This window comes from Schaalia sp. ORNL0103 (genome assembly GCF_019429565.1).
Taxonomy (GTDB): domain Bacteria; phylum Actinomycetota; class Actinomycetes; order Actinomycetales; family Actinomycetaceae; genus Pauljensenia.
The window spans coordinates 75,613-102,302 of sequence record NZ_JAHXSA010000004.1; the positions used below are offsets into that span (position 1 = coordinate 75,613).

Below are 26,690 nucleotides of genomic sequence, written 5' to 3' on the forward strand. Positions count from 1 at the left end.
GGTCAGGAAACGTAGCCCAGCCAGCGTCCCGAGTCCGCAAACGAGGACATACGACCAGAGACAATCACCCGCCCGGTGGCCATGACACCGGAGTCGGCAAAGTAGTACCAGGAACCGCCAATACTCTGCCAGCCCGAGATCATCGCACCCGAAGGCTGCATGAAGTACCAGGCATCGCCCTCACGCAGCCAACCGGTGACCATCTGACCCGACTCGTTCATGAAGTACCAGGAGCCGCCAACCTGTTTCCACCCGGTGGCCATCACGCCTGCGCCATCGAAGTAGTACCAGGTGCCGCCAATACTCTGCCAGCCCGTGGCCACAGCTCCAGAGGAAAGCATGTAATACCAGCGTCCATCGACTTTCTGCCAACCCGTGAGCATCACGCCGCTCCACTCGTCCAGGCGATACCAGCTCCCTCGATCAGCGAACCATCCGATCGACGCACGACCGTCGACGAAATAGTGCCAGTTCCCGTCGACTCGCAGCCAGCCCTGCGCGGTCGGATTCCCCTTATCATCAAGGTAATACCGGGAGCTCCCGTCGTAGATCCACCCTGTCGCCATTGCGCCGGTGGAATCCATCCAGTACCAGGAACCACGATCATTCACCCACTGGCTCGTCGCGCAATACGGATGCCCCGTAAAGAAGTACCAGTTGCCCGACCAGCCCTTCCACCAGCCATACGTCGACTGCGGACGAGCACCCTGGAACCACCATGCCCGCGGCGTGACACCCTGGTAGTACTCATGCCCCCAAGAAGCGGCAGACAGATCATTATAGTTGATGCCCGATTCGGTAAAGGGGCTCTTCAGAGTTGAGTGTGGGCGGAGGCGTCTAGGCCTCCTGCGATGAGGAGCATTCGGAGTCTGTAGTTGGTGGGGTTGCGGTAGCCTCTGGCGGTGCGTCTGCCCAGCTCGATGATTCCGTTGATGGCTTCGGTGGGGCCGTTGCTGGCTCCGCCGGTGTCGAAGTAGGCCAAGAAGGCGTCCTTCCACTTGCGTAGGGTCCGGCCCAGGCGAGCGATTTCGGGGATGGGACACGTTGGTAGGCGCTCGATGAGATGAGCGGCCAGGCGTCGGCCTTGGGCGGGTGTGGCTTGGTGGAAGACATCTCGCACGTGCTGGGCACAGTGGTAGGCGACTTCGACACTGATATGCGCCTCATCTGCCGTGAAGGCCTCACGGAGGCGTTCTTGTTGACGTGGGGTGAGCCTATGGCGCGAGGCGCGCAAAAGATTGCGGATCTGATAGAGGGGATCGCCCTTGCGTCCGCGGTGACCGGTCGTGTCTTGCTGGACGCGACGACGCACCTCATCAAGGGCGTCGCCAGCGAGCTTGACGATATGAAAGGCGTCCAGCACGCTGGTTGCGTCTTGGAGCTGGTCATCAATGGCGTTCTTATATCCCTGGAAGGGATCCAGTGTTGCGATCTGGATACCGGAGCGAAACTGTTCGCCGCGCTCTTCTAGCCAGTTCTTGTACACGGTGCCAGACCTTCCCGGGACCAGATCCAACAAGCGGGCCGTGGGATGATCCTCCCCGCGCGTCAGGTCCACGATGCCAGTGAGCTCACGGGGGCCCCGTCGGCGTCGGTCCTGGTGGTGCCACACGTGCTCGTCAACTCCCAATACCTGCACCCCTGCGAAACGGGCAGGGTCATCAGATGCGGCTTGCAGACACGGCTTGATATGGGACCACACGGTATTCCACGTGGTTCCTAACTGGCGAGCCAATCCTGCAATGCTGGCTCCCTCGAAGCGCAACTGTCGGATCGCCCAGCGGATCGCCCGGGCGCCCAGACGCGCCCGGTGTGCACACACCCGCTCGTCATGCTCCAGGAATGTCACCGTCTGGCAGGTGGTTTCGCGGCATATCCAGCGCCGCTTAAACCACCGGATCCGCACCGGGACCCCGGCCCAGGGCGCGTCGATCACCTCCACCACCACGCGCCCGTGGCCTTGAGCGATCACCCCACACCCAGGGCATCCAGCACAGCGATCACAGGACTCTATGTCGAGCACCAGACCACACTCACGTCGAGCGACAGCAACCAGATGGAAGCCCTCCAAACCGACGAGCAGATCACACCGATCACAACGATCAAGCGACGCAGAGCAGCAGCAGGTAGGGTGAGACATTGTCGAGGTCCTTGACGACAGCGGGGGTAGAAGTCCGCTCATCATCAAGGACCTCGACCTCTACCCGCAACCCCCGACCAAGACCCGGTCACCCACACTCAACTCGGAAGAGCCGGTAAAGGTCCCCACCACGGCGGGAATACGCGCCCGGTCCCACAGGTCAGCGGTAGGGGCCCACGACGCAGTGCCGCTCACAGTGACTGAGGTCGTCAGGCGGTCCGGGGTCACCCATTCGGGGTTCGTCTGGATGATCATCGAGGGCGAGAGGGCGGCCATGAAAGACTCTGAGTTCGAGGTCGTCAGGCCATGATGCCCCGCTTTGAGCATGTCAACATGGCCAACGACAGCCGCTATCCGATCCTCGAGGTCCCCCTCGATTTCGAGGTCGGCGGCAAGGAATGCGCGATGCCCGAAGGCCGAGACAACACTCCCCCAGCCGAGCAGGTTCGCATCACGAATGGGGTGGTGCTTGTATGATTCCTCGGGGTCGAAGGGGATGATTTGAATATCCATATCACCGATCTGCACGTGCGTCCCATAGTCCCGCACATGCTGGACGAGCGTGGCGCCATAGCTGCGCTGCGCCCATGAGGCCGCGGCGATCATGCGATCATAGACCCACTGGTTATCCCACAGCGTACGCGGGTCGGAGATCCAACTGTCGGAGTACTCCGGACTGAAGATAGCTTTCGGACGAAAACGGTAGATGATGTCGTCCGCATTATCGATATGGTCCGAATGCGGGTGGGTACCCAGATAAAAGACCAGGTTCGAGGAGGTGACCCCCTGGGAGGACATGTAGTCCATGACCCGCTGCGTATCCCCCTTCGATGCCGGGGCTATCCCCGGGCGCACAGGGTAACGAGGGTCAGAACCGTCGGGCGCCCCCAGGCCCTCACCTCCGTCGATCATGCCAAATAGGCCCTTGGATTCGAGCAGAATTGCATCCGAGCCCTGGGTTGAGATGACATGAATGCGGGTAGGTCCGGAGGTTCCTGGATAGGTGTAGGTGCGAACGTCGCCCCTTTCCCCCTCGTTCGAGGCCGCAGCCTCGCTGGCAGAGTCGCCTGCGGAGGCGTCGACACCGTCCGATACATCACTCCCCTGCGCAACATCAGAGACTACATCCCCAGTTCCCACACTTGACACATCACCACTGAAAGAGCCCGCGTCGTCACTGATTTCCTGACCGGTGACAGGAGCCGCAGCAGTGGCGGGAGCGAGGGACGCGACGAGAATTCCTGACAGCACTGTGAGTCCGAGTCGCTGCCACAGTTGTCCGTGACGAAGGTTCATGAGCACGCCTTGAGTGGGATAGGTCACTAGGTACTAACTAACTAAACCTACACCCTCAGGCACATTACTGACAAATCAGTTGCTCAGAAAACTCTCCCACCAGGCAATATCCTCGGGAGTGTCGATATCCCGGCACACGTCGGCGCTTACGTTCACCCGCTCAACCTCGAGGGCGCGCAACACCCGGCGCACACCCACTCCGCGAACCGACCCGAGGGAGGCCTCGGCCTCGTCAAGGTTGCGGCGCAGCGCACCCGCGCGGTAGACGCCCATCAGGTACTGATCGAAAGGCTCCGGATCGCCGCCGCGCACGATACGCCCATCACGACTCTCACCCAACGCGGGTTCGAGGAGGGCGGGCAGGAAAGCAGCCACGCCGGGAGCGTCAACAGAAACAACCACGACGAGGACATCGTCGCCGACGCTCAGCGCGCGCAAGCCCGCGTCGATACCGGCCAGCGGGCCGCCGCTCGGCGGATCCTCAAGGGTACGCAGAACACCGTCGGGAACGCACACACTGGGCGGCACAACAGCCACGCACCCTGCGCCGCACGCCTCCATCAAGACCCCGCACACGCGGTCGATCAAGCGCACGCCACCCAGAATCAGATCCGGCTTAGAGACGCCACCCAAGCGCTCTCCCCCGCCGCCGCCGACGACGATCGCGGCAACGTCAGCGCGCGGAGCAGACACGGGCCTCAGCCCCAAGGCGCGAAGGTCAGCACGTCGGCGCGCTGCGTCGCCGCATCCGTCATGAGGACGCGCCCAATCAGCGGCTCACCAAAGCCCACCAGCAGCTTGATCGCCTCCGTCGCCATCGCGGTGCCCGCCTGACCGACCACGGGACCGAGCACGCCAACCTTCGGCGAGGCCGGCGTCGTCCCGGGGGCAGGCTTGACCGGGTGCAGGCTCCGCAGCGTCAACGACGGCACGGGGGCCGGCGCCGCAGACCAGAAGACGCTCACCTGGAAAGCCATCGACACGACCGTGCCCCACACGAGCGGCACGCCGGAATCCGCGCAGTAGTCCGCGACCAGGTACTTCGCATCAAAGTTATCCGTGCACTCCACGATGAGGTCCCACTCGCGACCGTGCTCATCCAGCCACTCGCGGGTCACATGCCCATAGCGCTCAAAACGCACCGAGGAGTTCAGGCCGCTGAGATGACGCACAGCGGAATCCGGCTTTGGATCCCCCACATCACCCTCGCCATGGAGAAGCTGACGCTGCAGGTTCGACACCTCAACCACATCAGAATCGCAGATACCGATCGTGCCAATGCCCGCCGCCGTCAGGTACAGGAGAACGGGAGAGCCGAGGCCGCCCGCACCCACCACGAGCACGCGCGCGGCTGCCAGGCGCGCCTGACCGGCCTCGCCAATACCGGACACCAGCCAATTGCGACGGAAACGCTCCAGCGCAGGGGCCCCGGCCTCGTACGGGACGGGCTGATTGATCAGCGGAAGCGCGACGGTGCGCCCCGAAACGGCCGCATCGCGGGAAAAAGGATCGCTGATCGTCATCTCACAGACCCGACCAGTTGTGAGAGCCGTCGGTCAGTTCCTGCTTCTTCCAGATCGGGAGCTTCGCCTTCACATCCTCGACAATGGCCTCGACCGCGCGGAATGCCTGCGCGCGATGCTCTGCAGCGACGGCGACGACCATCGCGTCCTCACCAATCTCCAGATGCCCCACGCGGTGCCACGCGACAATGCAATGCACACCGGGACGATCCCTGAATTCCACGACGATGTCCCGCAAAATCTGCTGCGACGAGGGGTGCGACGAATACTCAATCGCGTCCACGCTCTCTCCGCCGTCATGGTTACGCACCACCCCAACGAAGGACGCAACAGCACCGCACGTATCCCGACGTGCGCTATCAATCAGCGCGCCGGTCTCGAGCGGCTCTTCGGTGATGCCGGTTGCAATCTCAGCTGACATGGAATCCTCCAGGGACGGGAGTGCCTTCCCCCTCATCTTACGCGGGAGCGGCCAGGATTATTTTACAACCCTGACCGCCCCACACAAATGACTGAAAAATCTCACCCGCCGGCAAACGGAGGCAGCACGTCGACGCGCGCACCGGGCGCGAGCTCAGCGTCCAGACGAGCAGAGCGCTCGTTGACCAGATAGCTCGACACAGCGAGGATTCGCTCCAGCTCGGGACTCTCTGAGCTGAGCTGATCAATGAGTTCACCCAGCGTCGCGGGAGTCTCAGCGGAGGGCAGTTCGCGCATGTACCCACCGGCCGCCTCAGCCGCACCACCAAAGAAGTGAAGGGTCGTCGACAGCGGCTTCGGGTTCGCCTCATCGAGCCGTCGAATATAGACGGTCAGGCGCAGCGGATCGGCCGGATCCGCCTCCAGTGACCAGGTGGCAAAGCCGGTCGCCGTCCGCTCGAAGACGCGCTCAACGATGCCGCGGCGCAGCTCGAGGGCCAAGTCATCGGGGGTGCCCGGTTCGGTGAACGGGCAGGCCGTCAGCACGACGGCCATCGGATCAGTGTCGTGCGGGACAGACGCGAAGCCCATGGCGTTCATGAACAGGCGTACCTTGCCCAGGTGCGACGCGATATTGAAAGTGTCGCGCACGGGGCGACGGTTCGGGTTGTGGCTGTGATCAGGCACCGCCATCGTCTCGAGGGCGGCGTCCGCCCAGCGAGCGCCGATCTCACGCACGGAAGCCGCCGGGTCGGCCGCGTCAACGCGCAGCCAGGCCAGCAGCGACGACGTGAGCTGGTGCAGCATCTGCGCCGCAAACGAGGGGTCCGCCGGGGTCATCGTCGAATAGCCCAGCGCGGGTCGGCCACGACCGGATGAGGGAAGCTGCTGCTTTTCCACGAGGCCAAGGGCGAACAGGCCCTCGAGGGTCTCGCGCACGCTCGAGACGTGCAAGCCAGCTTCCTGGGCCAGCTCCGCCACGGTCACGGGCGTCGCATGGTGCGAGATGCGTTCCAAGAGCGCGTGCTGTGCAGGGGTCAACGCTGCCATTGCGGCGAGCGTTTCAGCCAGAGGCCGAGCACGGGAGGTATCACTCATGACGTATCCTCTCTCCCTCATAATCAGTGAAAATACCCTTCATAGGCATCTCCATACGGCATTAAAGCTGTTACTTTACTAACAAAGCGCGCTTTATTCTACCCATCACAGACAGCCACCCGCACGGCCAATACCAGCAGTCGGTCGCATTACGCGGGGTCTATCGCTCTATTCATACAGGTGAGAACGCGGGGACCACGATAAAGACGCGGGGGCGAGCCTGCGCTCGCCCCCGCCCTTGCCGATCACCACGCCACGGCCTCGCCCCAAAGGCGAGGGACCGCGGCGGGCACGGCCATCGATCAGTCCGACATACCGCCGCGCGTGATCTCGTGCGTGCGGCGCTCGTCGCGCGACCGGTAAATCACCGGGGGGCGCGCCACGTAGCCGACCGGCGCGCTCACCGCGTGCACGAGGCGGGTGAACGGCCAGATGCAGAACAGCAGCAGACCAGCGATGATGTGCAGCTTGAAGCTCAGCGGCACGTCGACCATCAGGTGAGCCTGCGGCTGCAGCGTGAAGATCGAGCGGAACCACACGGAGATCGTCTCGCGGTAGTCGTAGCCCTCGTGACCGCCGAGCACCTGGTTGAGCAGGGTCGCAGCCCCGCCCAGGAGCACCGGGATCGCCAGCATCACGTAGGTGACGATGTCCATGCGGGTCGTCGCCACGCGCACCGACTTGACCACCGCTCGACGGTAGATCAGCAGCGCGAGGCCAACGATCGTCATGATTCCGGCGATCGTACCGGGGATCGTCGCCATCAGGTGGTAGACGTGCTGAGGCACGCCGGCCGCCTCGGTCCACGTCTTCGGGATCACGAGGCCGAGGATATGACCCATGAACACGAAGAGGACGCCGAAGTGGAACAGCGGCGAGGCCCAACGCAGGATGGTCGGCTCATTCCACTGCGAGGAACGAGACGTCCACCCGTACTGGTCGGTCTTGTAGCGCCACGCGAGACCCACGATGAGGATCGCGAAGGACACGTAGGGCAGGACCACCCACAGGGCAATGTCCAGGAAGGACAGCGACTGCGTCGCAGGTGCTGACGCGGCATGCAAAAGTGCGGATTCCATGAACGTTACCGTCCCATCGTTGAATCGGAAGTCGGGAAGGGCGTCGCAGACAGATCGCCCACGCCCACCAGCTCGGTGGGCGGCCCCTGGCTAATGAGCTTACGGAAGCCCTCAATGGTCTTTTCGTCCGGCTCGGGCAGCGTCGCGACCAGCGCGTCCAGCAGCGGCGCGTACGGGGAGTCCGTGGCGCGCAGCGCCGTGCGGATCACCTCGATACCCTCGCGGTTGGAGCGCAGCAGGCCCTCGGCCGTGCCGGTCTCGTCGAAGGCCGCGAACTCCAGGACCACCGGCAGGTGATCGGGAAGCTCCTCGCGTTCCATCTCGAAACCGGCGCGACGTAGGATCTCCTTGAAGGCCAGGATGGCCTGGCCGCGTCCGCGGGTGTCGCCGTGCGTGTAGTACGTCAGGCCGAGCGCGCAGCGTCGGCGCTGGTCGAACGTCTCCACGTAGGTGGTCTGCATGGCGCGCAGGCCAGCGGCGCGAGCGTAGCTCACGAACGAGGCCAGGGACGCCGAGGCCGGCTCCGGCAGGTCCGCCAGAGCCTCCTCGACCGCGTCCAGCTTGGTCTCGAAGTCATCCCCCGGGTAGTCCAGGAGGACCGAGACCGCCATGCGCACGCCGCGCGCGTCCTGCGGATCCATCTCCGTTTCCGGAGCGGCCGTAGGAATACGCGGAATGCCGACGAAAGTACTCATCGAACGACCTCAAGAGGGAGCATCTGGCGTCCCTCCGGCGACGAGCCACCCATCGGGCGGTTCGACGTGGCGGGGGCCAGGCCGTGGAAGGCCTCGACGTCGTAGGACACCGGGCAGCCCTCGAGCTCCTTGATGCCGCGCGGCATCTCGGGGTGGGCGGTCGGGATGACGAAGCGGTCGTCGTACTTGGCGATCGACAGCAGTCGGTACATCTCCTTGACCTTCTCCGGGGTCATGCCCACGGAGGCCGGGATCTCCTCGTTCGTCGGGTTGTCGACGAAGACGTCGCGCATGTAGGAGCGCATCGCGGCGAGGCGACGCAGCGCCAGCTCCACGGGAGCCGTGTCTCCGGCCGTGAACAGGCCGGCCAGGTACTCCAGCGGGATACGCATCTGCGAGATGGCGGACAGCAGGACCTTGTGGTCCTCGCCGTCGCTGCCGGACGCGGTCACCTGGTCGACGACCGGGGACAGCGGCGGCACGTACCAGACCATCGGCAGGGTACGGAACTCGGGGTGCAGCGGCAGGGCGACCTCGTACTCGGTGATGAGCTTCCAGATCGGGGACTGCTGGGCGGCCGTGATCCACGAGTGGGGAACGCCGTTGGCCTGAGCCTGGGCGACCACCTGCGGGTCGTTCGGGTCGAGGAGGATCTCGCGCTGGGCGCGGTACAGGTCGCGCTCGTCCTCCTGGGAGGCGGCCCAGGTGACGCGGTCCGCGTCGTAGAGCAGCACGCCCATGTAGCGCAGGCGACCCACGCAGGTCTCCGAGCAGATGGTCGGCTGGCCGACCTCGAGGCGCGGGTAGCACAGCGTGCACTTCTCGGCCTTGCCCGTGTTGTGGTTGAAGTAGACCTTCTTGTAGGGGCAGGCGGACACGCACATGCGCCAGCCGCGGCACTGATCCTGGTCGACCAGGACGATGCCATCCTCGGAGCGCTTGTACATCGCGCCCGAGGGGCACGCCGACACACAGGTCGGGTTCAGGCAGTGCTCGCAGATGCGAGGCAGGTAGAACATGTACGCGTCTTCGATGGTCTTGGCGACCTGGAGGTTCATCTGGTGCAGGACGGGGTCCTGATCCAGGGTCTCCATGGAGCCACCGAGGTCATCGTCCCAGTTCGGGCCCCACTCGGGCTTGTCGATGTGCTCGCCCGTGATCTTGGACTTCGCGCGGGCCGTCGGGATCGCGCGGGAGTTCGCGGGCGCCTGGAGCAGCTTGTCGTACTCGTACGTCCACGGCTCGTAGTAGTCCTTCATGGTCGGCTGCGTCGGGTTCGCGAAGATCTTCGCGAGCGAGGCGACGCGTCCGCCCTGACGGGGAACGAGGCGGCCCGTGGCGGTGCGCTTCCAGCCACCCTTCCACTTCTTCTGGTCCTCCCAGCCGCGGGGGTAGCCCACGCCGGGACGGGTTTCGACGTTGTTGAACCAGATGTACTCGGTGCCCTCGCGGTTCGTCCACACCTGCTTACAGGTGACCGAACAGGTGTGGCAGCCAATGCACTTGTCGAGGTTCATCACCATCGCGATCTGAGCCATGACCTTCATCAGAACTGCACCTCCTGGGAGCGGCGGCGGATAACCGTGACCTCGTCGCGGTTATTGCCGGTGGGACCGTAGTAGTTGAACGCGTAGGCGAACTGCGCGTATCCGCCGGCCAGGTGGCTCGGCTTAATGAAGATTCGGGTCAGCGAGTTGTGCGTACCGCCGCGCTTGCCGGACTCCTCGTTCAGCGGGGTGTTGATCTGGCGATCCTGGGCGTGGTGCATGAACACCGTGCCCTCCGGGATGCGGTGGGAGACAACGGCGCGAGCCGACACGGTGCCGTTACGGTTCTTCGCCTCGATCCACTCGTTGTCGCGCACGCCGATCTTCTCGGCGTCCTGCGGGCTCATCCACACCGTCTGGCCACCACGACCCAGCGTCAGCATGTACGGGTTGTCGTAGTACTGGGAGTGGATGGCCCACTTGTTGTGGATCGTCAGGTAGCGCACCGCGACCTCGGCCTGACCCGGCTGACCGGGACGGTGGTCGCCGACGGGGCGCTCACCGTAGATGTGCGCCAGGTCGAGCGGGGGACGGAAGATCGGCAGGGACTCGCCCATGTCCATCATCCAGTCGTGGTCGACGTAGAACTGCGGGCGACCCGTGAGCGTGTGCCACGGCTTGCGGCACTCGACGTTCTGCACGAAGGCGCTGTAGCGGCGTCCGCCGTGCTCGGAGCCCGACCACTCGGGGCTGGTGATGACGCTGCGCGGCTGCAGGACGGTGTCCTCGTAGGTGATCTTCTTTTCTTCGTCACCTTCGGCCAGGAACGCCATCTCGTTACCGACGCGCTTCTCCAGCGTGCGGAAGCCCTGAACGGCCAGCGAACCGTTCGTGGTGCCCGAGAAGCGCAGCGCCATGTTCGCCGCCTTGATGGCGGTGTCGCACAGCGGCATGCCCTCGCCGGCGTTGCCGTCCATGGGGGCGCGGCCGTTGAGGTCGCCGAGCTGCTCGTACGCCTCCTGCACGTTGTACGCAACGCCCTTCGAGGCCAGGCCGGCCTTGGGCAGGAGCGGACCCATGCGGTCGAACTTGTAGCCGACCTGCGTGTAGTCGCGCTCGATCGGGACCAGCTTCGGCATGGTCTTGCCGGGCGTCCACGTCTGCTCGGGAACGACGCCGTCCGCCATGGTCATGGCGTCCGGGGAGTCGTGCCCCAGCGGGACCGCGACGACGTCCGTCTGGGTGTCCAGGTGGCCGGGGGCCATGCGGCCGACGAGGCGAGCCAGGGTCTGGAACACCTCGAAGTCGGTGCGGGCCTCCCACGGCGGGTTCACGGCCTCGTCGAAGCAGTGCATGAAGGGGTGCATGTCCGTGGAGGACAGGTCATGCTTCTCGTACCACGTGGCGGCCGGCAGCACGACGTCGGAGTGCAGCGTCGTCGAGGTGTTACGGAAGTCCGCGACCCACATGAGGTCGAGCTTGCCGGGGTGAGCGTCACGCCAGTTGACGGACGCGGGGCGGTTGCCCTCTTCCAGCTCCTCGGCGTTGACCTCGTTGCCGGTACCCAGCATGTGGCGCAGGAAGAACTCGGTGCCCTTCGCGGACGAGCCGAGCAGGTTCGTACGCCAGTTCGCGAGGATCTTCGGGACGTTGTGGTGGGCGTCCGGGTCCTCGATCGCGAACTGCAGGCGACCCTCGCGCAGCTCCTGGGACACGTATTCCGCGGGGGCCATACCGGCCTCGGCGGCCTCGCGACCCAGCTGGGTCGAGCCCTTGGAGAACGTCGGGTAGCAGGGCATCCAGCCACGCTGAACCGACTCGACGAGGGTGTCGACCAGCTGCTTGCCGTCCAGGTGCGAGGACTTGATCGGGTTCGCCATGGCCGAGGCCGGGGCCCCGTCGTAGCGCCACTGGTCGGTGGTCATGTAGTACCAGCCGGTGGAGATCATCTGGCGCGGCGGGCGCGCCCAGTCCAGGGCGAAGGTGAAGGAGCCCCAACCCATGATCGGGCGGACCTTCTCCTGACCCACGTAGTGGGCCCAGCCGCCACCGTTGCGGCCCTGGGTGCCACACATTTCCGTGAGCGCCAGGAACGTACGGTACATCTCGTCGGAGTGGTAGTAGTGGTTCGTGCCGGCACCCATGAGGATCATGGAACGGCCCTCGGTCTCGACCGCGTTCTGCGCGAACTCGCGGCCGATCTTGATGGCGGCTCCGGCGGGAACCGACGTGAACTCCTCCTGCCACGCGGGGGTGCCCGGCGTGGAGGCGTCCATGTAGTCGGTGGGCCACTGGCCCGGCAGGCCCTCACGCTCAACGGCGTACTGGGCGAGCAGGATGTCGAACACGGTCGTCACGAGGCGGCCGTTGACGCGGCGCGCGGGCACGCCACGCTTCACGTAGCCGCCGCCGACCGAGGCCTGGCCGGGGGCCGCGGGCAGGTCGAAGCGCGGCAGGGCAATCTCAACGGCTTCCCACTCGTCCGTGTCCATGATGGACATGACGGGCTCGACGCCATCCAGGTTGAGGTTCCAGTGGCCGGCGCCCTCCTCGCCGAAGCGATCAGCGAGCGTGCCGCCCGGGTCCTTGACCGTGCCGTCGGCCTCGATGACGAGGGAACGGAACTGGTTGTTCTCGGTGCGCTCGGTCGTGCCTGCGGGCATCTTGGCGGCCGTCAGGAACTTACCGGGGACCAGGGTCGTCGGGGCGATGCCCTCGTGGGCACCCTCGCCGACCTCGTTGATCTCCACGAGGAACGGGGCGTCGGTGTAGCGCTTCATGTAGTCCAGGAACATGGGCTCGCGCTTGCCGACGTGGAATTCCTTGAGGATGACGTGACCCATGGCCTGCGCCAGGGCGCCGTCCGTGCCGGGCTGGACGCGCAACCAGTCGTCCGCGAACTTCGTGTTGTCCGCGAAGTCCGGGGACACGACGACGACCTTCTGGCCGTGGTAGCGGGCCTCGGCCATGAAGTGGGCGTCGGGGGTACGGGTCAGCGGCAGGTTCGTGCCCCACATGATGAGGTACTGCGAGTTGAACCAGTCGCCGGCCTCGGGCACGTCGGTCTGGTCGCCGAAGACCTGCGGCGAGGCCGGGGGCAGGTCCGCGTACCAGTCGTAGAAGGACAGCATGGTCGCGCCGATGAGCTCGTGGAAGCGGGCGCCCGCACCGTAGGAGATCATCGACATGGCGGGGATAACCGAGAAGCCGGCGATGCGGTCGGGGCCGTACTGCTTGATCGTGTGCACGTAGGCGGCGGCGACGATCTCCATCGCCTCTTCCCACGACACGCGGACCATGCCGCCGCGGCCACGCTGCGACTTGTAGGCGCGAGCCTTCTCCGGGTCCTCGACGACCGCGGCCCACGCGTCGACGGGATCCCCGAGGCGCTTCTTGGCCTCGCGGAACATGTCGAGGAGGACGCCGCGCACGTAGGGGTACTTGATACGGGTCGGCGAGTACTCGTACCACGAGAACGCCGCGCCACGCGGGCAGCCGCGGGGCTCGTACTCGGGCATGTCCGCGCCGGTCGACGGGTAGTCAGTCTGCTGGGTTTCCCAGGTGATGACGCCGTCCTTGACGTAGATCTTCCACGAGCAGGAGCCCGTGCAGTTCACGCCGTGGGTGGAGCGCACGATCTTGTCGTAGCTCCAGCGGTCGCGGTAGAAGGAGTCGCCTTCGCGGCCGCCCTCGAGGAAGAGCTGGCGCGCGTCGGCGGACGCCTTGCCGCGACGCAGCCACGAGCCGAGCGCGAACAGGGTCGCGCCGGTCGCGGGCTTGACCTCACCGCCGTAGGTCGGGAAGGTCATATCGGATTCGAGATTCGTCATGGGGTGCTCCTAAGAGTCGATTGACGAGGCAGTGGCAGGTCCAGTCGGCACCGCGCAGTGCCGGATGGATCAGCCGGGGAACGGGGCGTTCTTGCGCGCGTACATGACCCAGCACAGGACCGAGCACAGGGCGCAGAAGATGGCGCAGCCCGCGAAGAAGACCGGGGCGCTGATAGCGGAGAGCGCGACGCCGACCAGGAAGGGGCCGAGGGACGCGATCGCCGCGGTGAAGCCGATGGCGCCGCCGGCCTGGCGGGCCGGCATGATCATCGGCATCTGCTTGAAGGTACCGGCGTTGCCGAAGCCGGAGAATAGGAACATGGCGAGCATGAGGCCCAGGAAGATGTGGAAGTCCGTCATGCCGGTGGGGTTCGTCAGGACCCAGGCGATGCCACCCATCGTGATCGCCATGCCGACGCCGGAGATGAAGGTCCAGATGGCGCCGCCCATGCGGTCGCAGAAGATGCCCCAGGACATGCGGATGAGCGAGCCGATGAGGGGGCCGAGGAAGGCGTAGGTCGCGCCAGCCACAGGAAGCGCAAGTGCTGACTGGGCACCAAACTGCCCATTGATCAACTTTGCGAAGACGGCGGAGAAGCCGGAGAAGAGGCCGAAGGTCATGACGTAGAGGATGGTCATGTACCAGGTGTTGGGGTTGGAGAAGATGTCCAGCTGCTGCTTGATGTTGGCCTTGACGGGCACGTCACGCAGCCAGATGAAGGCGAGGATCGCCGCGAGGATGCACCACGGGACGAAGAAGATCGCGGCGTTGTAGACCCAGATGTTCTGGCCGGCAGCGGTGCCGGCCACCTGCTGCTGGGGCGCCAACCAGGTCAGACCAAAAAGACCAAAGCCCATCAGAACGGGACCGACGAGCAGAATGACGGACATGCCGAGATTACCGATGCCACCCTGCAGGCCGAGGGCCGTGCCGGACAGGCGCTTGGGGAAGAAGTAGCCGGTGGAGGGCATGTAGCCGGAGAACGCGCCGCCGCCGATGCCACACATGAAGGCCAGGGACAGCAGGACCCAGTAGGGAGTCGTGTTGTCCTGGACCACGAAGAACCAGCCGAGCATCGGAATGACGCACAGCAGGGAGGTGATGCCCACGAGCTTGCGGGTGCCGATGAGCGGGGGCAGGAACATGTAGATGAGGCGCAGGATGCCGGCTGCCAGGCCCGGGAGGGCAATAATCCAGTAGCGTTGCGATTCACTCAGATCGAATCCGAGGGCGGTCAGCTTCGGTTCGATCGCGCTGGGCAGGAACCACACGCAGAAGGCCAGGATCAGCGAGTAGGTCGTGATCCACAGCGTGCGCCACGCGAGCTTCGAGTCCCACTTGGATTCGTCGTTGGGGTTCCAGTCAGTGAGCAGGTAGCGGCTCTTCTTGGCCGCGGGGTCGGTCGCGCTCATGGCTCTCCTCGGGTCGGAAGGGACGCCCAGGCGCGGGCATGCGCCGGACATTCTTTAACACGGAGGCTACCAATGGAAATGACATAACCCACAGGAACTCATTGGGACGTGCATCACCCTTGTAAGCACTGGGAAAAGTGCGCCTGCCAGGGACATTCCCCCTGAGGACGAACAAGCAATTGACCGCTGTTAGAAAACATCGGCGTCACGAAATTAGTGGGAGGTTACCCACCAATACGGCTCATGGTGCGCGACGCGCGAGCAAAGGTATCGATATTCAGCCCGTGTGCAGCCGGCTTCGCCCACATCGCGTCGGCCCATCGGGCGGCGATCTGCGCATCGTCTCCACCGCCCCGCAGCAGGTCACGCAGCGAGGTCTCTTCGGTCGAAAACAGGCAGGATCGCACCATGCCGTCCGAGGTCAGGCGGGTGCGGTCGCACGCGCCACAGAAGGGGTCGGACACGGAGGCGATGACTCCGAGCCGCTTCGTCGGGTCACCGTCGACGATCCAGCGTCCCGCCGGAGAATGCGGGTCCTCGCGGGGCGCGGGGGTCAGTGTGTGGCGAGTGCTCATGATGTGCAGGATCTCATCGGCCGTCATGATGTTTTGACGATCCCACGTGTCCGGCGGGCCGATCGGCATCTGCTCGATGACGCGCAGCTCGATGCCCCGGTCCAGGCAGTAGTCGACCAGGTCAGGCAGGTCGGCCTCGTTCATGCCACGCAGGACGAGGGCGTTGACCTTGATGGGGCTCAGGCCCGCGCGGGCGGCGGCCTCGATGCCCTCCAGGACGTCGCCGAGGCGGTCGCGGCGGGTGATCGCCGCGAAGTGCTCGGGGTCCAGAGAATCAAGCGAAATGTTGACGCGGTTCAGGCCCGCGTCCTTCAGGCCCTGGGCGCGTTTGGCCAGGCCGAGCGCGTTCGTCGTGAGGGCCAGGTCCAGGGGCTTCCCCTCGTCGGTGCGCAGGTGGGAGCACGCTTCGATGATCCCCTCGAGGCCTCGGCGCAGGAGGGGTTCTCCGCCGGTGAAGCGGACCTGGCGGATCCCGAGCCGCTCGACGCCGACGCGCACGAGGCGCACGACCTCGTCATCGGTCAGGGTTTCCTCGGTGGGCAGCCAGTCCAGGCCTTCGGGAGGCATGCAGTAGGAACAGCGCAGGTTGCAGCGGTCGGTGAGCGACACGCGCAGGTCTCGGGCCACGCGCCCGAAGGTGTCGACGAGCCGCAGCGGCGCGCCACACGCCACCGCATCTGCCGCCTGAGAGGCGGAAACGAACTCGACAGACATGGCGCAACCCTACCCCGATTTGCCTGGTGTTCGCCCCTCGAAAAACCGAGCACGAACGGCATGACGCGGCCCCTGCCTCGTCGTTGAGAGAAAGGAGACAGAGGCCAGCTCCTAATCAGCGTCGTCAAGCGAGGATTACGCCGCCACCGCCCACCCCGGCAGTGCGAAACCATTTCATTGCATCTGTTGGTGGCGGTCACAGCCACATTCACCACGACAACGACGGGTTCTCTCACCAGGAACCGAATGCGCCCCACCGCCCCTCAACACCACCTCGCCAGGCCACGCGCATGGGGGTTTGGCAGCATTAGAAGTCCCGTCACGGCGTGTCGCCGGCGTGTCGCCCCTCTAATGCTGCAATTCCCCCCCGTTGCAACCACCACTAGAACCTAGATAGAACCTAGAAAACCGTCCGAACGCGCCACAACCACCCGACACTGCCCACGCCTCACCAAGTCGCACCCACCGGCCCAACAGGCCGGGCAAATGGGGGTTTGGCAGCACTAGAAGTCCCGTCACGGCGTGTCGCCGGCGTGTCGCCCCTCTAATGCTGCAATTCCCCCCGCGCTCCCATATCCAGGCCGCTGAAATGAGCTAGAACCGCCCACCCCAGCCCGCGCCTCGTCACACCGCACCCACCAAGTCGCACCCACCGGCCCAACAGGCCGGGCAAATGGGGGGTTTGGCAGCATTAGAAGTCCCATCACGGCGTGTCGCCGGCGTGTCGCCCCTCTAATGCTGCAATTCCCCCCGACCTCCCATATCCGGGCCGTTGAAACGAGCTGCAACACCCAACCCGGACCACGCATCGACAAGACGCAAATAAACACCATTAACAATCAAGCAAATTAGTACATCTAAAACCGCAACAGACTGAAATCTATCGCACTAGAATTTACTCATGAGCCAAGAAGTCAGGGGTAACGACGCTCCCTTCATCCTCAACGCCGTTGAACGGGCGATCATTCGCGTGCCGCGTTCCAGCCACCACGGCCTCACAAAGATGCCGACGGCTGTGAAAATCGCGGGCAGAACATACCTTGACCTGTCTCTCCTGACAGACATAGACATGAGTCAGCTACCGGAGGTCGTGCTCGCCGCACGCCTCTACCACCTCGCGCACACGCACCAAACTCTCGTTACTACCGGACAATGTGCGCTATGGGCGCACGGCTATGGAAGTGATCCCCCGCTTCCACCCATCACGGTTGCCGCATCATCCACTATCCGCCCCATCGTCCTGCCTGCCATAGCAATCGGCACTCACACCTTTGCTCCCATAAAGGTCAAGGCCAGGCACGTCTGTCACCTTCCTTCTATCAGCGACACACGCGGGCTTCTCATCGAGAACCTCGAATCTGCGCAGATTACTGCTGCCCGCACATCATCCAACCGACGTGCCGCTTTCACGCAGATGTGCATGAACGCCCACGCCTACACGCACTTCGACAACTTCCACATGAAAGCATCACGCAACAACGAGGAGTCGTGGAAGTTCTTTCTTGAGCGCGAGCTGAAACAGCTGGGCAATCGGGCAAGAGGACGCTCTCAAGCACAGTGGATCATCACTCACGCAGATGCCGGATGCGCCTCCCCGGGAGAAGCGCGTGTGCTGTACGAGCTGTGTGCCGCGGACCTGACAGGCATGCGCACACAGGTCGAGGTGCACACGCGGGGTCGTCGTTACTTCATCGATTGCGGGTTCACGGCCGAGAAAGTCGGCATCGAGTTCGACGGACGAGCCAAATACGGGGACAACGCCCGCAGCATCCACGCGTCACTTTCCCGCGAGCGCGAGCGCCAACGCCACCTCGAAGCCGCGGGCTGGCACATCATCCGCGTCGGCTGGCACGATCTGGAGCATCCAGACGAGCTCATTGCGCAGGTCCGCTCGGCGCTTGCCGCACGCCTGGGATGAGTCCACAGCACCCGGCGAACGCCGTCAGATGCCGTCTCCTCTGCGCCAACGAAGGCCCACCAGGCCACGTAAGTGGGGGTTTGGCAGCATTAGAAGTCCCATCACGGCGTGTCGTCGGCGTGTCACGCTCCTAATGCTGCAATTCCCCCCGACACCCATATCCAGGCCGGCACCATCGCCCAAGCGCCCCCGCACGCCTCGCCCACCCCACCTGGCCCTACACTGGTGGCATGCACGATCCCGCCCTGTCTACCGCGCAGCATCGCGAGCTGATCGAGGCGCTGGCGCTCAGCCACGTCCTCCCCCACGAGACGCTCCCCGTCGAGGAATGTCTGGGTCGCCGCCTGGCGGTCGACGTTTCCTCGCTGATCCCCCTCCCGCCGTTCACGAACTCCGCAATGGACGGATTTGCGGTGCGCCGCGAGGACCTCGAGGGTGAGGGCCCGTGGACTCTGCCCGTCGCGGGCGACATTCCGGCGGGAGACACCCGCGAGAATCGACTCGAGAAGGGGCAGGCGTGGCGCATCATGACGGGCGCGCCGATCCCCGAAGGCGCCGACACTGTCGTGAAAGTCGAGGACACGGATCATGCGGCGGGCGTCGCCCAGGCGCCCGACACCGTAGAGATCCGCGTCGCCCCGAAGCTGGGCGCGAATGTTCGCGTGGCGGGCGAGGCCCTCGCTGCAGGTTCCCCGGTCCTGAAGGCGGGCCGCATCCTGGACGGGACGGCTCTGTCGGCCGCTGCCTCGGTCGGCCACGGCACCCTCACGGTTCTGCCCTGCCCGCGCGTCATCGTCGTCTCGACGGGCACGGAGCTCAAGCGCGCCGGCGAGGCCCTCGAACGCGGGCAGATTCCCGATTCGAACGGCATCCTCCTGCGCGGCCTCGTCGAGGAGGCCGGCGGGCGCGTCGTCGCGCACCTGCGCACGGGGGACACCCCGGCCGAGCTGCGAGCGGCCCTCGACGAGGCCCCGGAGGCCGACCTGGTCCTCACAGCCGGCGGCATTTCGGCGGGCGCCTTCGAGGTCGTGCGCCTGACGCTTGGCACAGACGCGGGCTTCCACCACGTCGCCCAGCAGCCGGGCGGCCCGCAGGGCGTCGGCTCGACGCGGGTGGGCACGAGCGGCCGCGAAACACCCGTGATCTGCCTGCCCGGCAACCCGGTCTCGGTCTTTACGACGTTCCACATGTACGTCGCGGGCGCGCTGGCGGTCATGTCCGGCCTCGTCGCCCCGGAGCACGGCGGAACGGTCCCCAGCGGCGTCATTGCCCGCGCACACGTGGGCTGGGAGTCTCCATCCGGAAAGACGCAGTTCATCCCGCTTCGCTTCGTCTCCGGAAATGGGGACGAGGCCGGGGCCCGCTGGGTGGAGCCGGTGCACCCCCTGGGGTCGAAGTCGCACCTGGTGGCCTCGCTCGCGAACGCGGAGGCGATTGGCGTGGTTGCGCCGGATGTCGAGGCGGTCGAGGCCGGCGAGGAGCTGGCGGTCGTCCCGCTCGTGGGCTGACCCCACCATAGAGAGAATTAACGAGAGGAAAACCGTGAAGTTTACGCATCTGAACGAGGACGGCGCCGCCTACATGGTGGACGTAACCGCGAAGAATCCGACGGTGCGCCAGGCGAGCGCCGTGTGCCGCGTGGATTGCTCACCCGAGGTCATGCAGGCCCTGCGTGACGGCACCGTCCCAAAGGGCGACGTCCTGGCGGTGGCGCGCGTGGCCGGCATTTCGGCGGCGAAGCGCGTCCCCGAGCTGCTGCCCCTCGCACACACGATCGGCGTGCACGGCTGCGCGGTGGACCTGAGCCTGGAGGACGATCACGTGGCGATCCGTGCGACCGTGCGCACGGCCGACCGCACGGGCGTGGAGATGGAGGCGCTGACCTCTGTGACGGTGGCGGCTCTCGCGATCGTGGACATGGTCAAGGGCGTGGACCGCTCCGCTCGCATCCGCGAGGCGAAGATCGTGGCGAAGTCGGGCGGCCGCAGCGGCGACTGGGTGCGCCCGGAGGATCCGCAGGACTGACGCCCCACTGTACGAGGAGGCCGCCCGCAGTACATCTGCCGGGCGGCCTTTTCGTTGCTATCTCAGTATTTTAAGCGCGCGGGTGGTCTCCGCCCGCGAGCTGGTCGACGATATGAGCGACGAGGGGGCCGATGACGGACACCGTATCGGTGACGCCGCCGCGCGAGCCGGGCGCGTTGACGACGAGGGCTCCCTCGGGGGAACGCGCGGTCACGCCGACGAGGCCTCGCGACAGGGCGGCGGACGCGACCTTTTCCTCGCCGCGGCGTCGGATCGCGTCGGCGAGGCCGTCGATGCGGGTGACGAGAAGCGGCGCGGTGGCTTCGGGGGTGACGTCACGGGGAGAGATGCCGGTGCCGCCGGTCGTGAAGACGAAGCGGGCGCCGTCCTCCACGGCAGCAGTGATCGCGGCGCGAATGGCATCGACGTCGTCGGGGACGATCACGACCGAGGCGTCGACGCCGTGTTCGGCGAGGAGGCGCGCAGCGAGGGGCCCGGAGAGGTCCTCGGCGAGGCCGGCAGAGCAGCGGTCCGAGACCGTGATGACGCGTGCGGGGATCACGTCAGTGACGAGCGTTGCCGTGGCGGCGCGCGGAACGGCGCACGCGAATGCCGGAAGTGATGGGGTCGACGTCGTTGAACTGGCGCGGGGACAGCTCGTAGTCGACGCGGCGCGCGGGCTCGGGTTCGAAGGCCTGCGGGAGGGGGCGCTGCGGGCGCGCGCTCTGGCGCGAGGTGGCGCGCTGCGGGAACGCGGGCGGCGCGGGGATCGGCACGGGCGGCTCTTCGACGGGGGCGGGTGCGGCCTGCACGACGGGGGCCGGCGGCTCCGTGGGCGCGGGTGCGACGACGGGCTCCGCAGCACGAGGCCGGGGCGCGCTATCGCGCAGCGGCTGAGCCACGGGGCGGCCGGGCTGAGCGGGCGTGTAGAGACCTTCGGGCACCGACGCGGAGGGGCGCACGTGGACGGGGCGAATCTGGGGGACGGAGCGCGTGATGGGGCCGTGCGTCGTGCTCGGCGAAACTGCCGGCAGGACGGGGGAGGCGCTGCGGTAGGGCGGCTGCGAGACGGGGGCCGCGGGGGCGCCGGGTTCGACCGACTCGCCCACGGGGATGTCGTCGGGGTTGTCGGCATTTCCGGAGACGCGCTCGGAGAAGGGGCGTCCTGCTCGACGGGGCAGGGGCGAGGCCTCGGTGCCACGATGACTGACCCGCCCGGGCGCGGGAGGAACGGGGAAGGCACCAGAGCGGGGGTTTTCGTCGGAAGGAGCGGGAGCGGCAGGAGCGGCCGGCGCCTCGGGGGTAACGAGCTGCGCGGGAACGCCCTCATCGTGGGTGGCTTCCTCGCTGACCTGCTCGGGGGCCTCGTCCTCCTCGTAGGGGACGACGATGGGCGCGACCAGGTCGCTGGGCTCGTGAACGGGAGCCTGGACGACGGGCATCTCGTCGGGCGTGCGGCAGCCGAGGAAGAAGGATCGCAGCTGCATGGCAGCCTCTTGGGCGAGGACGCCGCCGATGACCTCCGTCGGGTGGGGCATGCGGGCGTCGCGCAGGACGTCGCGCAAGGATCCGGCGGCACCGGCCTTGGGGTCCCAGGCGCCGAAGACGACGCGATCAATGCGAGAGGCGAGAATCGCGCCCGCACACATTGTGCAGGGCTCGAGGGTGACGATGAGCGTGCAGCCGGTCAGGCGCCAGGTACCCCTGGCACGGCCGGCCTCGCGCAGGGCGACGATTTCGGCGTGACCCGCGGGGTCATGGTTGGCCTCGCGACAGTTCCACCCACGTCCGATGATGCGGCCGTTTTCGTCGACGACGACTGCTCCGACGGGGACGTCCCCCGTTTCACGGGCGCGGTTGGCCAGGAAGAGGGCCTTGCCCATTGCTTCGCGGTACTGCTCATTCACGGTCACCCTCCTAGCTTACCGGCCAAATCACTGTTGGGGTAGTTGGAGTCCACAGTGGCTCATGATGCTCGTGTGACGAATGAGTGTGACATGCGTGACGACAAGGCCGAAACGTCGGCCACTGACATCCACGACGGAGCCGCAGAGGAGACCCCCGCCTCGTCTTCAACACACCGGAGTGCGCTCGCATATACGAACGAGGTAGCCTATAACCATGCGCCTCCACGTTGCTAATCACCCCCTGATCACCCATAAGCTCACCGTCCTGCGGGATCGCGAAACGCCGTCGGCGACGTTCCGCCAGCTCGTGGACGAACTGGTCACCCTGCTCGCCTACGAGGCGACGCGCGAAGTGGCCGTCACCGAGACCCCCATCCAGACCCCCGTCGCCCCCACCGTCGGCCTGAAGCTCTCCGAGCCTCGCCCGATCGTGGTCCCCGTCCTGCGCGCAGGCCTGGGCATGCTCGAAGGCATGACCCGCATGCTGCCCACCGCCGAGGTCGGCTTCCTGGGCATGCGCCGCGACGACGACACCCTGGAGATCGAGACCTACGCGAACCGCCTGCCGGACGACCTGTCGGGCCGCCAGTGCTTCGTGCTGGACCCGATGCTGGCCACCGGCCACACCATGGTCGCCGCCACCAACTACCTCTTCGAGCGCGGCGCCAAGGATGTCACCTGCGTGTGTATCCTGGCTGCTCCGGAGGGCATCAAGACGCTCGAGGACGCGATCGGTGACCGCGCCGACGTGAACGTCGTCGTCGCCGCCGTCGACGATCACCTCAACGAGAAGTCTTACATCGTCCCCGGCCTGGGTGACGCGGGCGACCGCCTGTACGGCATCATCGACTGACGAGGCACGCAACCCTCGCGCATCGCAGCGCCGGGGGATGCGACACAGCTAACGTCACACGAGGGGTGGGCGCGGGATGAAAGTCCCGCGCCCACCCCTCGCATTTACTCAACAACAAAGGCGCAAATTAACCGACTTGGCTATTTGTAGCCCATTTTTCCTGATCACACCCTCGTGTGACCTTGAGCGCTAAGCTCCCCAAGGCCTCGAAAATACCCTGCGTGCGTTTCATGCTTGTCACATGGCACTGATTCAGACCAATCCCAAGCGCCGCCGCTACGGCGTCGCAGCAATCGCAGGTGTTCTCGGCGGCATCGTCTCCGCCATCGTGAAGTTCGGCTGGGAGGTGCCGCTGCCTCCGCGTACGCCCGAGCGCAACGCCACGAACCCGCCCCAGGAGCTGCTCCAGCAGCTGGGCCTCCCGGAGAGCGTCACCCACCTGTCCTACACCTTCAACGGTAACGAAGGACTCCCGTGGGTCTCCTTCATCGTCCACTTCGCGTTCTCGATCGGCTTCGCGGTCCTCTACTGCGTGCTGGCCGAGCGTTTCCCGCAGATCAAGCTCTGGCAGGGTGCCGCCTTCGGCATCTTCGTCTACGTGGCCTTCCACGTCGTCCTCATGCCGCTGATGGGCACCGTCCCGGCACCCTGGAACCAGCCCTTCGCGGAGCACTTCTCCGAGTTCTTCGGCCACATCATCTGGCTGTGGGCTATTGAAGTCTTCCGCCGCGACATGCGTAACCGCATCACGCACGAGCCGGACGCTGAGTTCCCGCTCGAGTCTCGCACCAACTGATTCATCCGCTTGCGCGGACAGACGGGTGGGCCCCGGAACCATACGGTTCCGGGGCCCACCCGTTATCTCTGCGAGCCTTTCGGCCCTGCGTTCCGTCAGCCTCGACGCCAGCGCGCCCCAGCCTCGTGGATCAGAACGCCGGGATGACCGAGCCGTCCGACCAGGTCTTCTCGATATACTGCTTGACCTCATCGGAGTGCAGGAGCTTCTCGAGCTTCGCGATGGCGTCGGCTTTCTTGGAGTCACCCTTCCAGACGAGGACGTTCACGGCCGGGTTGTCCACGGGGGACTCAACGACGAGGGCGTCACCGGAGATGGACTTGCCACCCTCCTGGGCGAAGTTGCCGTTGATGACCGCGTAGTCGAAGTCGTCGAGCGAACGGACCAGCTGCGGGCCCTCAACCTCGCGGAAGTCGAAGTTCTTCAGCTTGGTGACGGTGTTGATGTTGACGTCGCCGTCACCCTCGGGGATCGAGACGAGGCCCTGGGTGGCCAGGAGCTCGAGCGCACGGGACTGGTTGGCCGTGTCGGAGATGATGCCAATCGTGCCGCCGTCGGGCAGCTCGTCGAGGGACTTGTGCTTGTTGGAGAACACGCCGAGGGGCTCGAGGTGGATACCCTCGCCGGCCTCGAAGTCGTAGCCGAACTGCTTCTCCGCATTCTCCAGGTAGGGAACGGTCTGGTAGAAGTTGGCGTCCAGGTCGCCGTCGTTCAGCGCGGTGTTGGGCTGGACGTAGTCGGTGTACTCAACGATGTCGAGCTTGATGCCCGCGTCCGCGGCCAGGTTGTCGTTGATGTAGGTGAGGATCTTCGCGTGGGGCGAGGGGGTCGCGCCCACGGTCAGGGTGACGACGTCCGAGGAGGAGCCGGAAGCGTCCGAGGATGAGCCGCCGCCGCAGGCCGCCAGGCCCAGGGTGGCAACGGCCGCCAGGCCGATAGCTGCGAGAGAGCGGTGACGCATGGTGTTTCTCTTTTCTTCTGCGTACTGGATGGGATGGATGGCCGAGGCCGGGGTGGCCTGACCGGGGTCTGTCAGCGCGCGCGGTGGTCGACCAGGCGCGAGAGGATATCACCGATCAGCTGAATGATCTGCACGATGATGATGATGGCGACGACAGTGGAGATCATGACGTCGTCCTGCCAGCGGTTGTAGCCGTAGTTGATGGCCATCTGGCCCAGGCCGCCGCCGCCGACGGCGCCCGCCATCGCGGAGTAGCCAATCAGGGTGATCGCCAGGGTCGTGACGGACTGGATGAGGGCCGGCATGGCCTCGCGAATGAGGACACCCCAGCGGATCTGACGGTTGGAGGCACCCATCATCTGTGCGGCCTCGATCTTGCCGGGATCGACGGCCAACAGGTTCGTCTCCACGAGACGCGCAAAGAAGGGCGCGGACAGGATGACGAGCGGCACGACGGTCGCGAGCGAGCCCGTGGACTTGCCAACGATCATCTTCGTGACCGGGATCAGCATGATGATGCCGATGATGAAGGGCAGGGAACGCACGATATTCACGACGAAGGACACGGCCTGGTACACGCCCTTGTTCGGGGTGAGGCCGCCCTTGCCGGTCTGGACCAGGAGGAGCCCCAGGAGCGTGCCGATGATGACCGCAAAAATCGTGGACAGGCCCGTCATCATGAGGGTTTCGAAGATCGCGGGCACAAACTTATCGGTGAGGGCCGGGTTGTCAAACCACGTCGGGTCGCCCTTGCCCGCAGGCAGGAGCACCAGCGCGTAAGCGGCAGTGTGTGCGGCGGTCATTGGTCCCTCACTTCCGCGTGGACGTTGTTCTTGCGCAGCTGCTCGATGATCTTGTCAGCGTGGTACGCGGGCACGGTCAGGGCCAGGCGCCCCACCTGCACGCTGCCGAGGGACTCGAAGGTTCCCGCGGTCACGTCAGCGCCCATCGACGAGGCCAGGCGCAGGACCGTGGCGCCCGTGGGAACGCCCGGGTGCGAGGTGAAGACGACGTCGAGGAGGACGGTGCCAGCCGCATTCGGCTCGAAGCGACTGTCGGCGGATTCCGTCGAAACCGACTCAACGACAGGCATGGGAACCAGTTCGCGGGCCAGCGGAGTCGAAGGATCGGCCACGACCTCTTCGAGGGGGCCGGTCTGCAGGACCTGCCCGTGGCCGAGGAGGGTCACGGAGTCACAGATCTCGCGGACGACGGCCATCTCGTGGGTGATGACGACGACGGTGACGCCTGAGACGTCGCGCACGTGGCGCAGCAGGGAGAGGATCTGAGCGGTCGACTCGGTGTCGAGCGCGCTGGTCGGCTCGTCGCACAGGAGCACGGCGGGGTAGTCAGCCAGGGCGCGGGCGATGCCGACGCGCTGGCGCTGGCCACCCGACAGCTGGGACGGGTAGGAATCACCGCGACCTTCGAGGCCCACGAGCGCGAGGAGCTCCTCGACGCGCTCACGGCGCTGCGCACGAGGCACACCGGCGAGCTTCAGCGGGTAGCCGATGTTGTCGGCGGCGGTGCGAGCGTCCAGGAGGTTTGCGGCCTGGAAGACCATGCCGATACGGCGACGGGCGGCGCGCAGCGCGGAACCCGTCAGGGTCGCCAGATCGAGGCCGTCGACGACGATGTGGCCCTCGGTGGGCTTCTCCAGGGCCGTCAGACACCGGATGAGGGTGGACTTACCGGCGCCAGAGCGTCCCACGATCCCGTGGATCGAGCCGCGATCGACGTGCAGGTTCACCCCATCGAGCGCGACGACTTGGCCGCCGTTTTTCACGGGGTAGACCTTGGACACCCCGGTGAGGTCAATCATGTGCATCTCCGTTACTGGGCCGCACGGCCCGCAACATCAGCATATGAGGGCCACGCGCGCGAGCGCTCGGAATGCTGTTACAAAACGCCGTATCGTGGCTAAACCCTCACCCATCAGCCCGCATTGTGGCTCCAGGTG

General features: G+C 65.7%; 23 protein-coding genes. 5 read left to right on the forward strand and 18 right to left on the reverse strand.

Features of this window, described 5'->3' with window-relative positions; all coding sequences use genetic code 11:
• Nucleotides 1–2: 2 nt before the first annotated feature.
• The 13 genes from JJJ16_RS09810 to moaA form a co-directional block, all read right to left on the reverse strand.
• Complete coding sequence (locus tag JJJ16_RS09810; protein ID WP_318836552.1) at nucleotides 3–815, reverse strand: N-acetylmuramoyl-L-alanine amidase family protein; 813 nt, start codon at nucleotides 813–815, stop codon at nucleotides 3–5.
• Nucleotides 812–2,185: an ISL3 family transposase gene (locus JJJ16_RS09815; protein ID WP_318836549.1), complete on the reverse strand. Its 1,374-nt coding sequence runs from the start codon at nucleotides 2,183–2,185 to the stop codon at nucleotides 812–814. The genes JJJ16_RS09810 and JJJ16_RS09815 overlap by 4 nt, the downstream gene beginning before the upstream one ends.
• A gap of 15 nt (nucleotides 2,186–2,200) precedes the next feature.
• Nucleotides 2,201–2,947, reverse strand: coding sequence for a hypothetical protein (locus JJJ16_RS09820; RefSeq protein WP_219752621.1), 747 nt, complete (start codon nucleotides 2,945–2,947; stop codon nucleotides 2,201–2,203).
• A gap of 564 nt (nucleotides 2,948–3,511) precedes the next feature.
• A complete protein-coding gene (locus JJJ16_RS09825; RefSeq protein ID WP_318836550.1) occupies nucleotides 3,512–4,129 on the reverse strand; it encodes a molybdenum cofactor guanylyltransferase in 618 nt (205 codons plus the stop codon).
• A gap of 5 nt (nucleotides 4,130–4,134) precedes the next feature.
• On the reverse strand, nucleotides 4,135–4,959 hold the full coding sequence (locus JJJ16_RS09830; RefSeq protein ID WP_219752625.1) for a HesA/MoeB/ThiF family protein: 825 nt from the start codon (nucleotides 4,957–4,959) through the stop codon (nucleotides 4,135–4,137).
• Between the two features lies 1 nt (nucleotide 4,960).
• Nucleotides 4,961–5,380 carry a molybdenum cofactor biosynthesis protein MoaE gene (locus JJJ16_RS09835; RefSeq protein ID WP_219752626.1) on the reverse strand — a complete coding sequence of 140 codons (420 nt, stop codon included), beginning with the start codon at nucleotides 5,378–5,380 and terminating at the stop codon, nucleotides 4,961–4,963.
• A 101-nt stretch (nucleotides 5,381–5,481) separates the two neighbouring features.
• Nucleotides 5,482–6,477 (reverse strand): MoaD/ThiS family protein, encoded by a 996-nt coding sequence (locus tag JJJ16_RS09840; protein ID WP_219752628.1) that lies wholly within the window; start codon nucleotides 6,475–6,477, stop codon nucleotides 5,482–5,484.
• 302 nt (nucleotides 6,478–6,779) lie between these two features.
• Entirely contained in the window at nucleotides 6,780–7,556 is a 777-nt protein-coding gene (gene narI, locus JJJ16_RS09845; protein WP_219752630.1) for a respiratory nitrate reductase subunit gamma, read from the reverse strand.
• Nucleotides 7,557–7,561: 5 nt separating this feature from the next.
• Nucleotides 7,562–8,251, reverse strand: a complete 690-nt coding sequence (gene narJ, locus JJJ16_RS09850) for a nitrate reductase molybdenum cofactor assembly chaperone (protein ID WP_007589328.1) — start codon at nucleotides 8,249–8,251, stop codon at nucleotides 7,562–7,564.
• On the reverse strand, nucleotides 8,248–9,798 hold the full coding sequence (gene narH / locus JJJ16_RS09855; protein WP_007589372.1) for a nitrate reductase subunit beta: 1,551 nt from the start codon (nucleotides 9,796–9,798) through the stop codon (nucleotides 8,248–8,250). Before narH ends, narJ begins: the two co-directional genes overlap by 4 nt.
• On the reverse strand, nucleotides 9,798–13,568 hold the full coding sequence (locus JJJ16_RS09860) for a nitrate reductase subunit alpha (RefSeq protein ID WP_219752632.1): 3,771 nt from the start codon (nucleotides 13,566–13,568) through the stop codon (nucleotides 9,798–9,800). Before JJJ16_RS09860 ends, narH begins: the two co-directional genes overlap by 1 nt.
• Nucleotides 13,569–13,637: 69 nt before the next feature.
• The gene (locus tag JJJ16_RS09865; protein ID WP_070835261.1) at nucleotides 13,638–14,981 is read right to left on the reverse strand and encodes a nitrate/nitrite transporter; all 1,344 of its coding nucleotides are present in this window, start codon (nucleotides 14,979–14,981) and stop codon (nucleotides 13,638–13,640) included.
• A 224-nt stretch (nucleotides 14,982–15,205) separates the two neighbouring features.
• Nucleotides 15,206–16,270, reverse strand: coding sequence for a GTP 3',8-cyclase MoaA (gene moaA / locus JJJ16_RS09870; protein ID WP_219752634.1), 1,065 nt, complete (start codon nucleotides 16,268–16,270; stop codon nucleotides 15,206–15,208).
• A gap of 901 nt (nucleotides 16,271–17,171) precedes the next feature.
• Between moaA and JJJ16_RS09875 the strand changes: the two genes are divergently transcribed.
• The 3 genes from JJJ16_RS09875 (at nucleotide 17,172) to moaC (ending at nucleotide 20,213) form a co-directional block, all read left to right on the forward strand.
• Nucleotides 17,172–18,188 (forward strand): endonuclease domain-containing protein, encoded by a 1,017-nt coding sequence (locus JJJ16_RS09875; protein WP_219752636.1) that lies wholly within the window; start codon nucleotides 17,172–17,174, stop codon nucleotides 18,186–18,188.
• Nucleotides 18,189–18,418: 230 nt separating this feature from the next.
• Complete coding sequence (gene glp, locus JJJ16_RS09880) at nucleotides 18,419–19,696, forward strand: gephyrin-like molybdotransferase Glp (protein ID WP_219752638.1); 1,278 nt, start codon at nucleotides 18,419–18,421, stop codon at nucleotides 19,694–19,696.
• Nucleotides 19,697–19,730: 34 nt separating this feature from the next.
• Nucleotides 19,731–20,213 (forward strand): cyclic pyranopterin monophosphate synthase MoaC, encoded by a 483-nt coding sequence (gene moaC, locus JJJ16_RS09885; protein WP_003791807.1) that lies wholly within the window; start codon nucleotides 19,731–19,733, stop codon nucleotides 20,211–20,213.
• A gap of 70 nt (nucleotides 20,214–20,283) precedes the next feature.
• On the opposite strand, the gene JJJ16_RS09890 is transcribed toward moaC, so the two are convergent.
• Both JJJ16_RS09890 and tadA read right to left on the reverse strand, forming a co-directional pair.
• Nucleotides 20,284–20,775 carry a molybdenum cofactor biosynthesis protein B gene (locus JJJ16_RS09890; protein WP_219752640.1) on the reverse strand — a complete coding sequence of 164 codons (492 nt, stop codon included), beginning with the start codon at nucleotides 20,773–20,775 and terminating at the stop codon, nucleotides 20,284–20,286.
• Nucleotide 20,776: 1 nt separating this feature from the next.
• The gene (gene tadA / locus JJJ16_RS09895; RefSeq protein WP_219752642.1) at nucleotides 20,777–22,120 is read right to left on the reverse strand and encodes a tRNA adenosine(34) deaminase TadA; all 1,344 of its coding nucleotides are present in this window, start codon (nucleotides 22,118–22,120) and stop codon (nucleotides 20,777–20,779) included.
• Nucleotides 22,121–22,334: 214 nt separating this feature from the next.
• Here tadA and upp point away from each other — a divergent pair, with 214 nt between their 5' ends.
• Together upp and JJJ16_RS09905 are read left to right on the forward strand one after the other, a co-directional pair.
• Complete coding sequence (gene upp, locus JJJ16_RS09900; protein ID WP_060566200.1) at nucleotides 22,335–22,973, forward strand: uracil phosphoribosyltransferase; 639 nt, start codon at nucleotides 22,335–22,337, stop codon at nucleotides 22,971–22,973.
• Nucleotides 22,974–23,214: 241 nt separating this feature from the next.
• Nucleotides 23,215–23,769, forward strand: coding sequence for a YagU family protein (locus JJJ16_RS09905; protein WP_219752644.1), 555 nt, complete (start codon nucleotides 23,215–23,217; stop codon nucleotides 23,767–23,769).
• 130 nt (nucleotides 23,770–23,899) lie between these two features.
• Here JJJ16_RS09905 and JJJ16_RS09910 read toward each other — a convergent pair whose 3' ends face one another.
• The 3 genes from JJJ16_RS09910 to JJJ16_RS09920 all read right to left on the reverse strand — a co-directional run bounded on the left by JJJ16_RS09910 (nucleotide 23,900) and on the right by JJJ16_RS09920 (nucleotide 26,552).
• Nucleotides 23,900–24,730 carry a MetQ/NlpA family ABC transporter substrate-binding protein gene (locus JJJ16_RS09910; RefSeq protein ID WP_219752646.1) on the reverse strand — a complete coding sequence of 277 codons (831 nt, stop codon included), beginning with the start codon at nucleotides 24,728–24,730 and terminating at the stop codon, nucleotides 23,900–23,902.
• Between the two features lie 71 nt (nucleotides 24,731–24,801).
• Nucleotides 24,802–25,533, reverse strand: a complete 732-nt coding sequence (locus JJJ16_RS09915; RefSeq protein ID WP_219752648.1) for a methionine ABC transporter permease — start codon at nucleotides 25,531–25,533, stop codon at nucleotides 24,802–24,804.
• On the reverse strand, nucleotides 25,530–26,552 hold the full coding sequence (locus JJJ16_RS09920; protein WP_219752649.1) for a methionine ABC transporter ATP-binding protein: 1,023 nt from the start codon (nucleotides 26,550–26,552) through the stop codon (nucleotides 25,530–25,532). Before JJJ16_RS09920 ends, JJJ16_RS09915 begins: the two co-directional genes overlap by 4 nt.
• Nucleotides 26,553–26,690 lie beyond the last annotated feature (138 nt).

Bases quoted from the DNA above. Each gene is read 5' to 3' on its own strand.
- glp (WP_219752638.1), top strand. From the start codon at position 18,419: ATGCACGATCCCGCCCTGTCTACCGCGCAGCATCGCGAGCTGATCGAG.
- JJJ16_RS09910 (WP_219752646.1), bottom strand. From the start codon at position 24,730: ATGCGTCACCGCTCTCTCGCAGCTATCGGCCTGGCGGCCGTTGCCACC.
- narI (WP_219752630.1), bottom strand. From the start codon at position 7,556: ATGGAATCCGCACTTTTGCATGCCGCGTCAGCACCTGCGACGCAGTCG.
- JJJ16_RS09815 (WP_318836549.1), bottom strand. From the start codon at position 2,185: ATGATGAGCGGACTTCTACCCCCGCTGTCGTCAAGGACCTCGACAATG.
- JJJ16_RS09820 (WP_219752621.1), bottom strand. From the start codon at position 2,947: ATGGACTACATGTCCTCCCAGGGGGTCACCTCCTCGAACCTGGTCTTT.
- narH (WP_007589372.1), bottom strand. From the start codon at position 9,798: ATGAAGGTCATGGCTCAGATCGCGATGGTGATGAACCTCGACAAGTGC.
- JJJ16_RS09875 (WP_219752636.1), top strand. From the start codon at position 17,172: ATGAGCCAAGAAGTCAGGGGTAACGACGCTCCCTTCATCCTCAACGCC.
- JJJ16_RS09840 (WP_219752628.1), bottom strand. From the start codon at position 6,477: ATGAGTGATACCTCCCGTGCTCGGCCTCTGGCTGAAACGCTCGCCGCA.
- JJJ16_RS09920 (WP_219752649.1), bottom strand. From the start codon at position 26,552: ATGATTGACCTCACCGGGGTGTCCAAGGTCTACCCCGTGAAAAACGGC.
- JJJ16_RS09860 (WP_219752632.1), bottom strand. From the start codon at position 13,568: ATGACGAATCTCGAATCCGATATGACCTTCCCGACCTACGGCGGTGAG.
- JJJ16_RS09835 (WP_219752626.1), bottom strand. From the start codon at position 5,380: ATGTCAGCTGAGATTGCAACCGGCATCACCGAAGAGCCGCTCGAGACC.
- JJJ16_RS09905 (WP_219752644.1), top strand. From the start codon at position 23,215: ATGGCACTGATTCAGACCAATCCCAAGCGCCGCCGCTACGGCGTCGCA.
- JJJ16_RS09830 (WP_219752625.1), bottom strand. From the start codon at position 4,959: ATGACGATCAGCGATCCTTTTTCCCGCGATGCGGCCGTTTCGGGGCGC.
- upp (WP_060566200.1), top strand. From the start codon at position 22,335: ATGCGCCTCCACGTTGCTAATCACCCCCTGATCACCCATAAGCTCACC.
- JJJ16_RS09915 (WP_219752648.1), bottom strand. From the start codon at position 25,533: ATGACCGCCGCACACACTGCCGCTTACGCGCTGGTGCTCCTGCCTGCG.
- moaA (WP_219752634.1), bottom strand. From the start codon at position 16,270: ATGTCTGTCGAGTTCGTTTCCGCCTCTCAGGCGGCAGATGCGGTGGCG.
- narJ (WP_007589328.1), bottom strand. From the start codon at position 8,251: ATGAGTACTTTCGTCGGCATTCCGCGTATTCCTACGGCCGCTCCGGAA.
- JJJ16_RS09865 (WP_070835261.1), bottom strand. From the start codon at position 14,981: ATGAGCGCGACCGACCCCGCGGCCAAGAAGAGCCGCTACCTGCTCACT.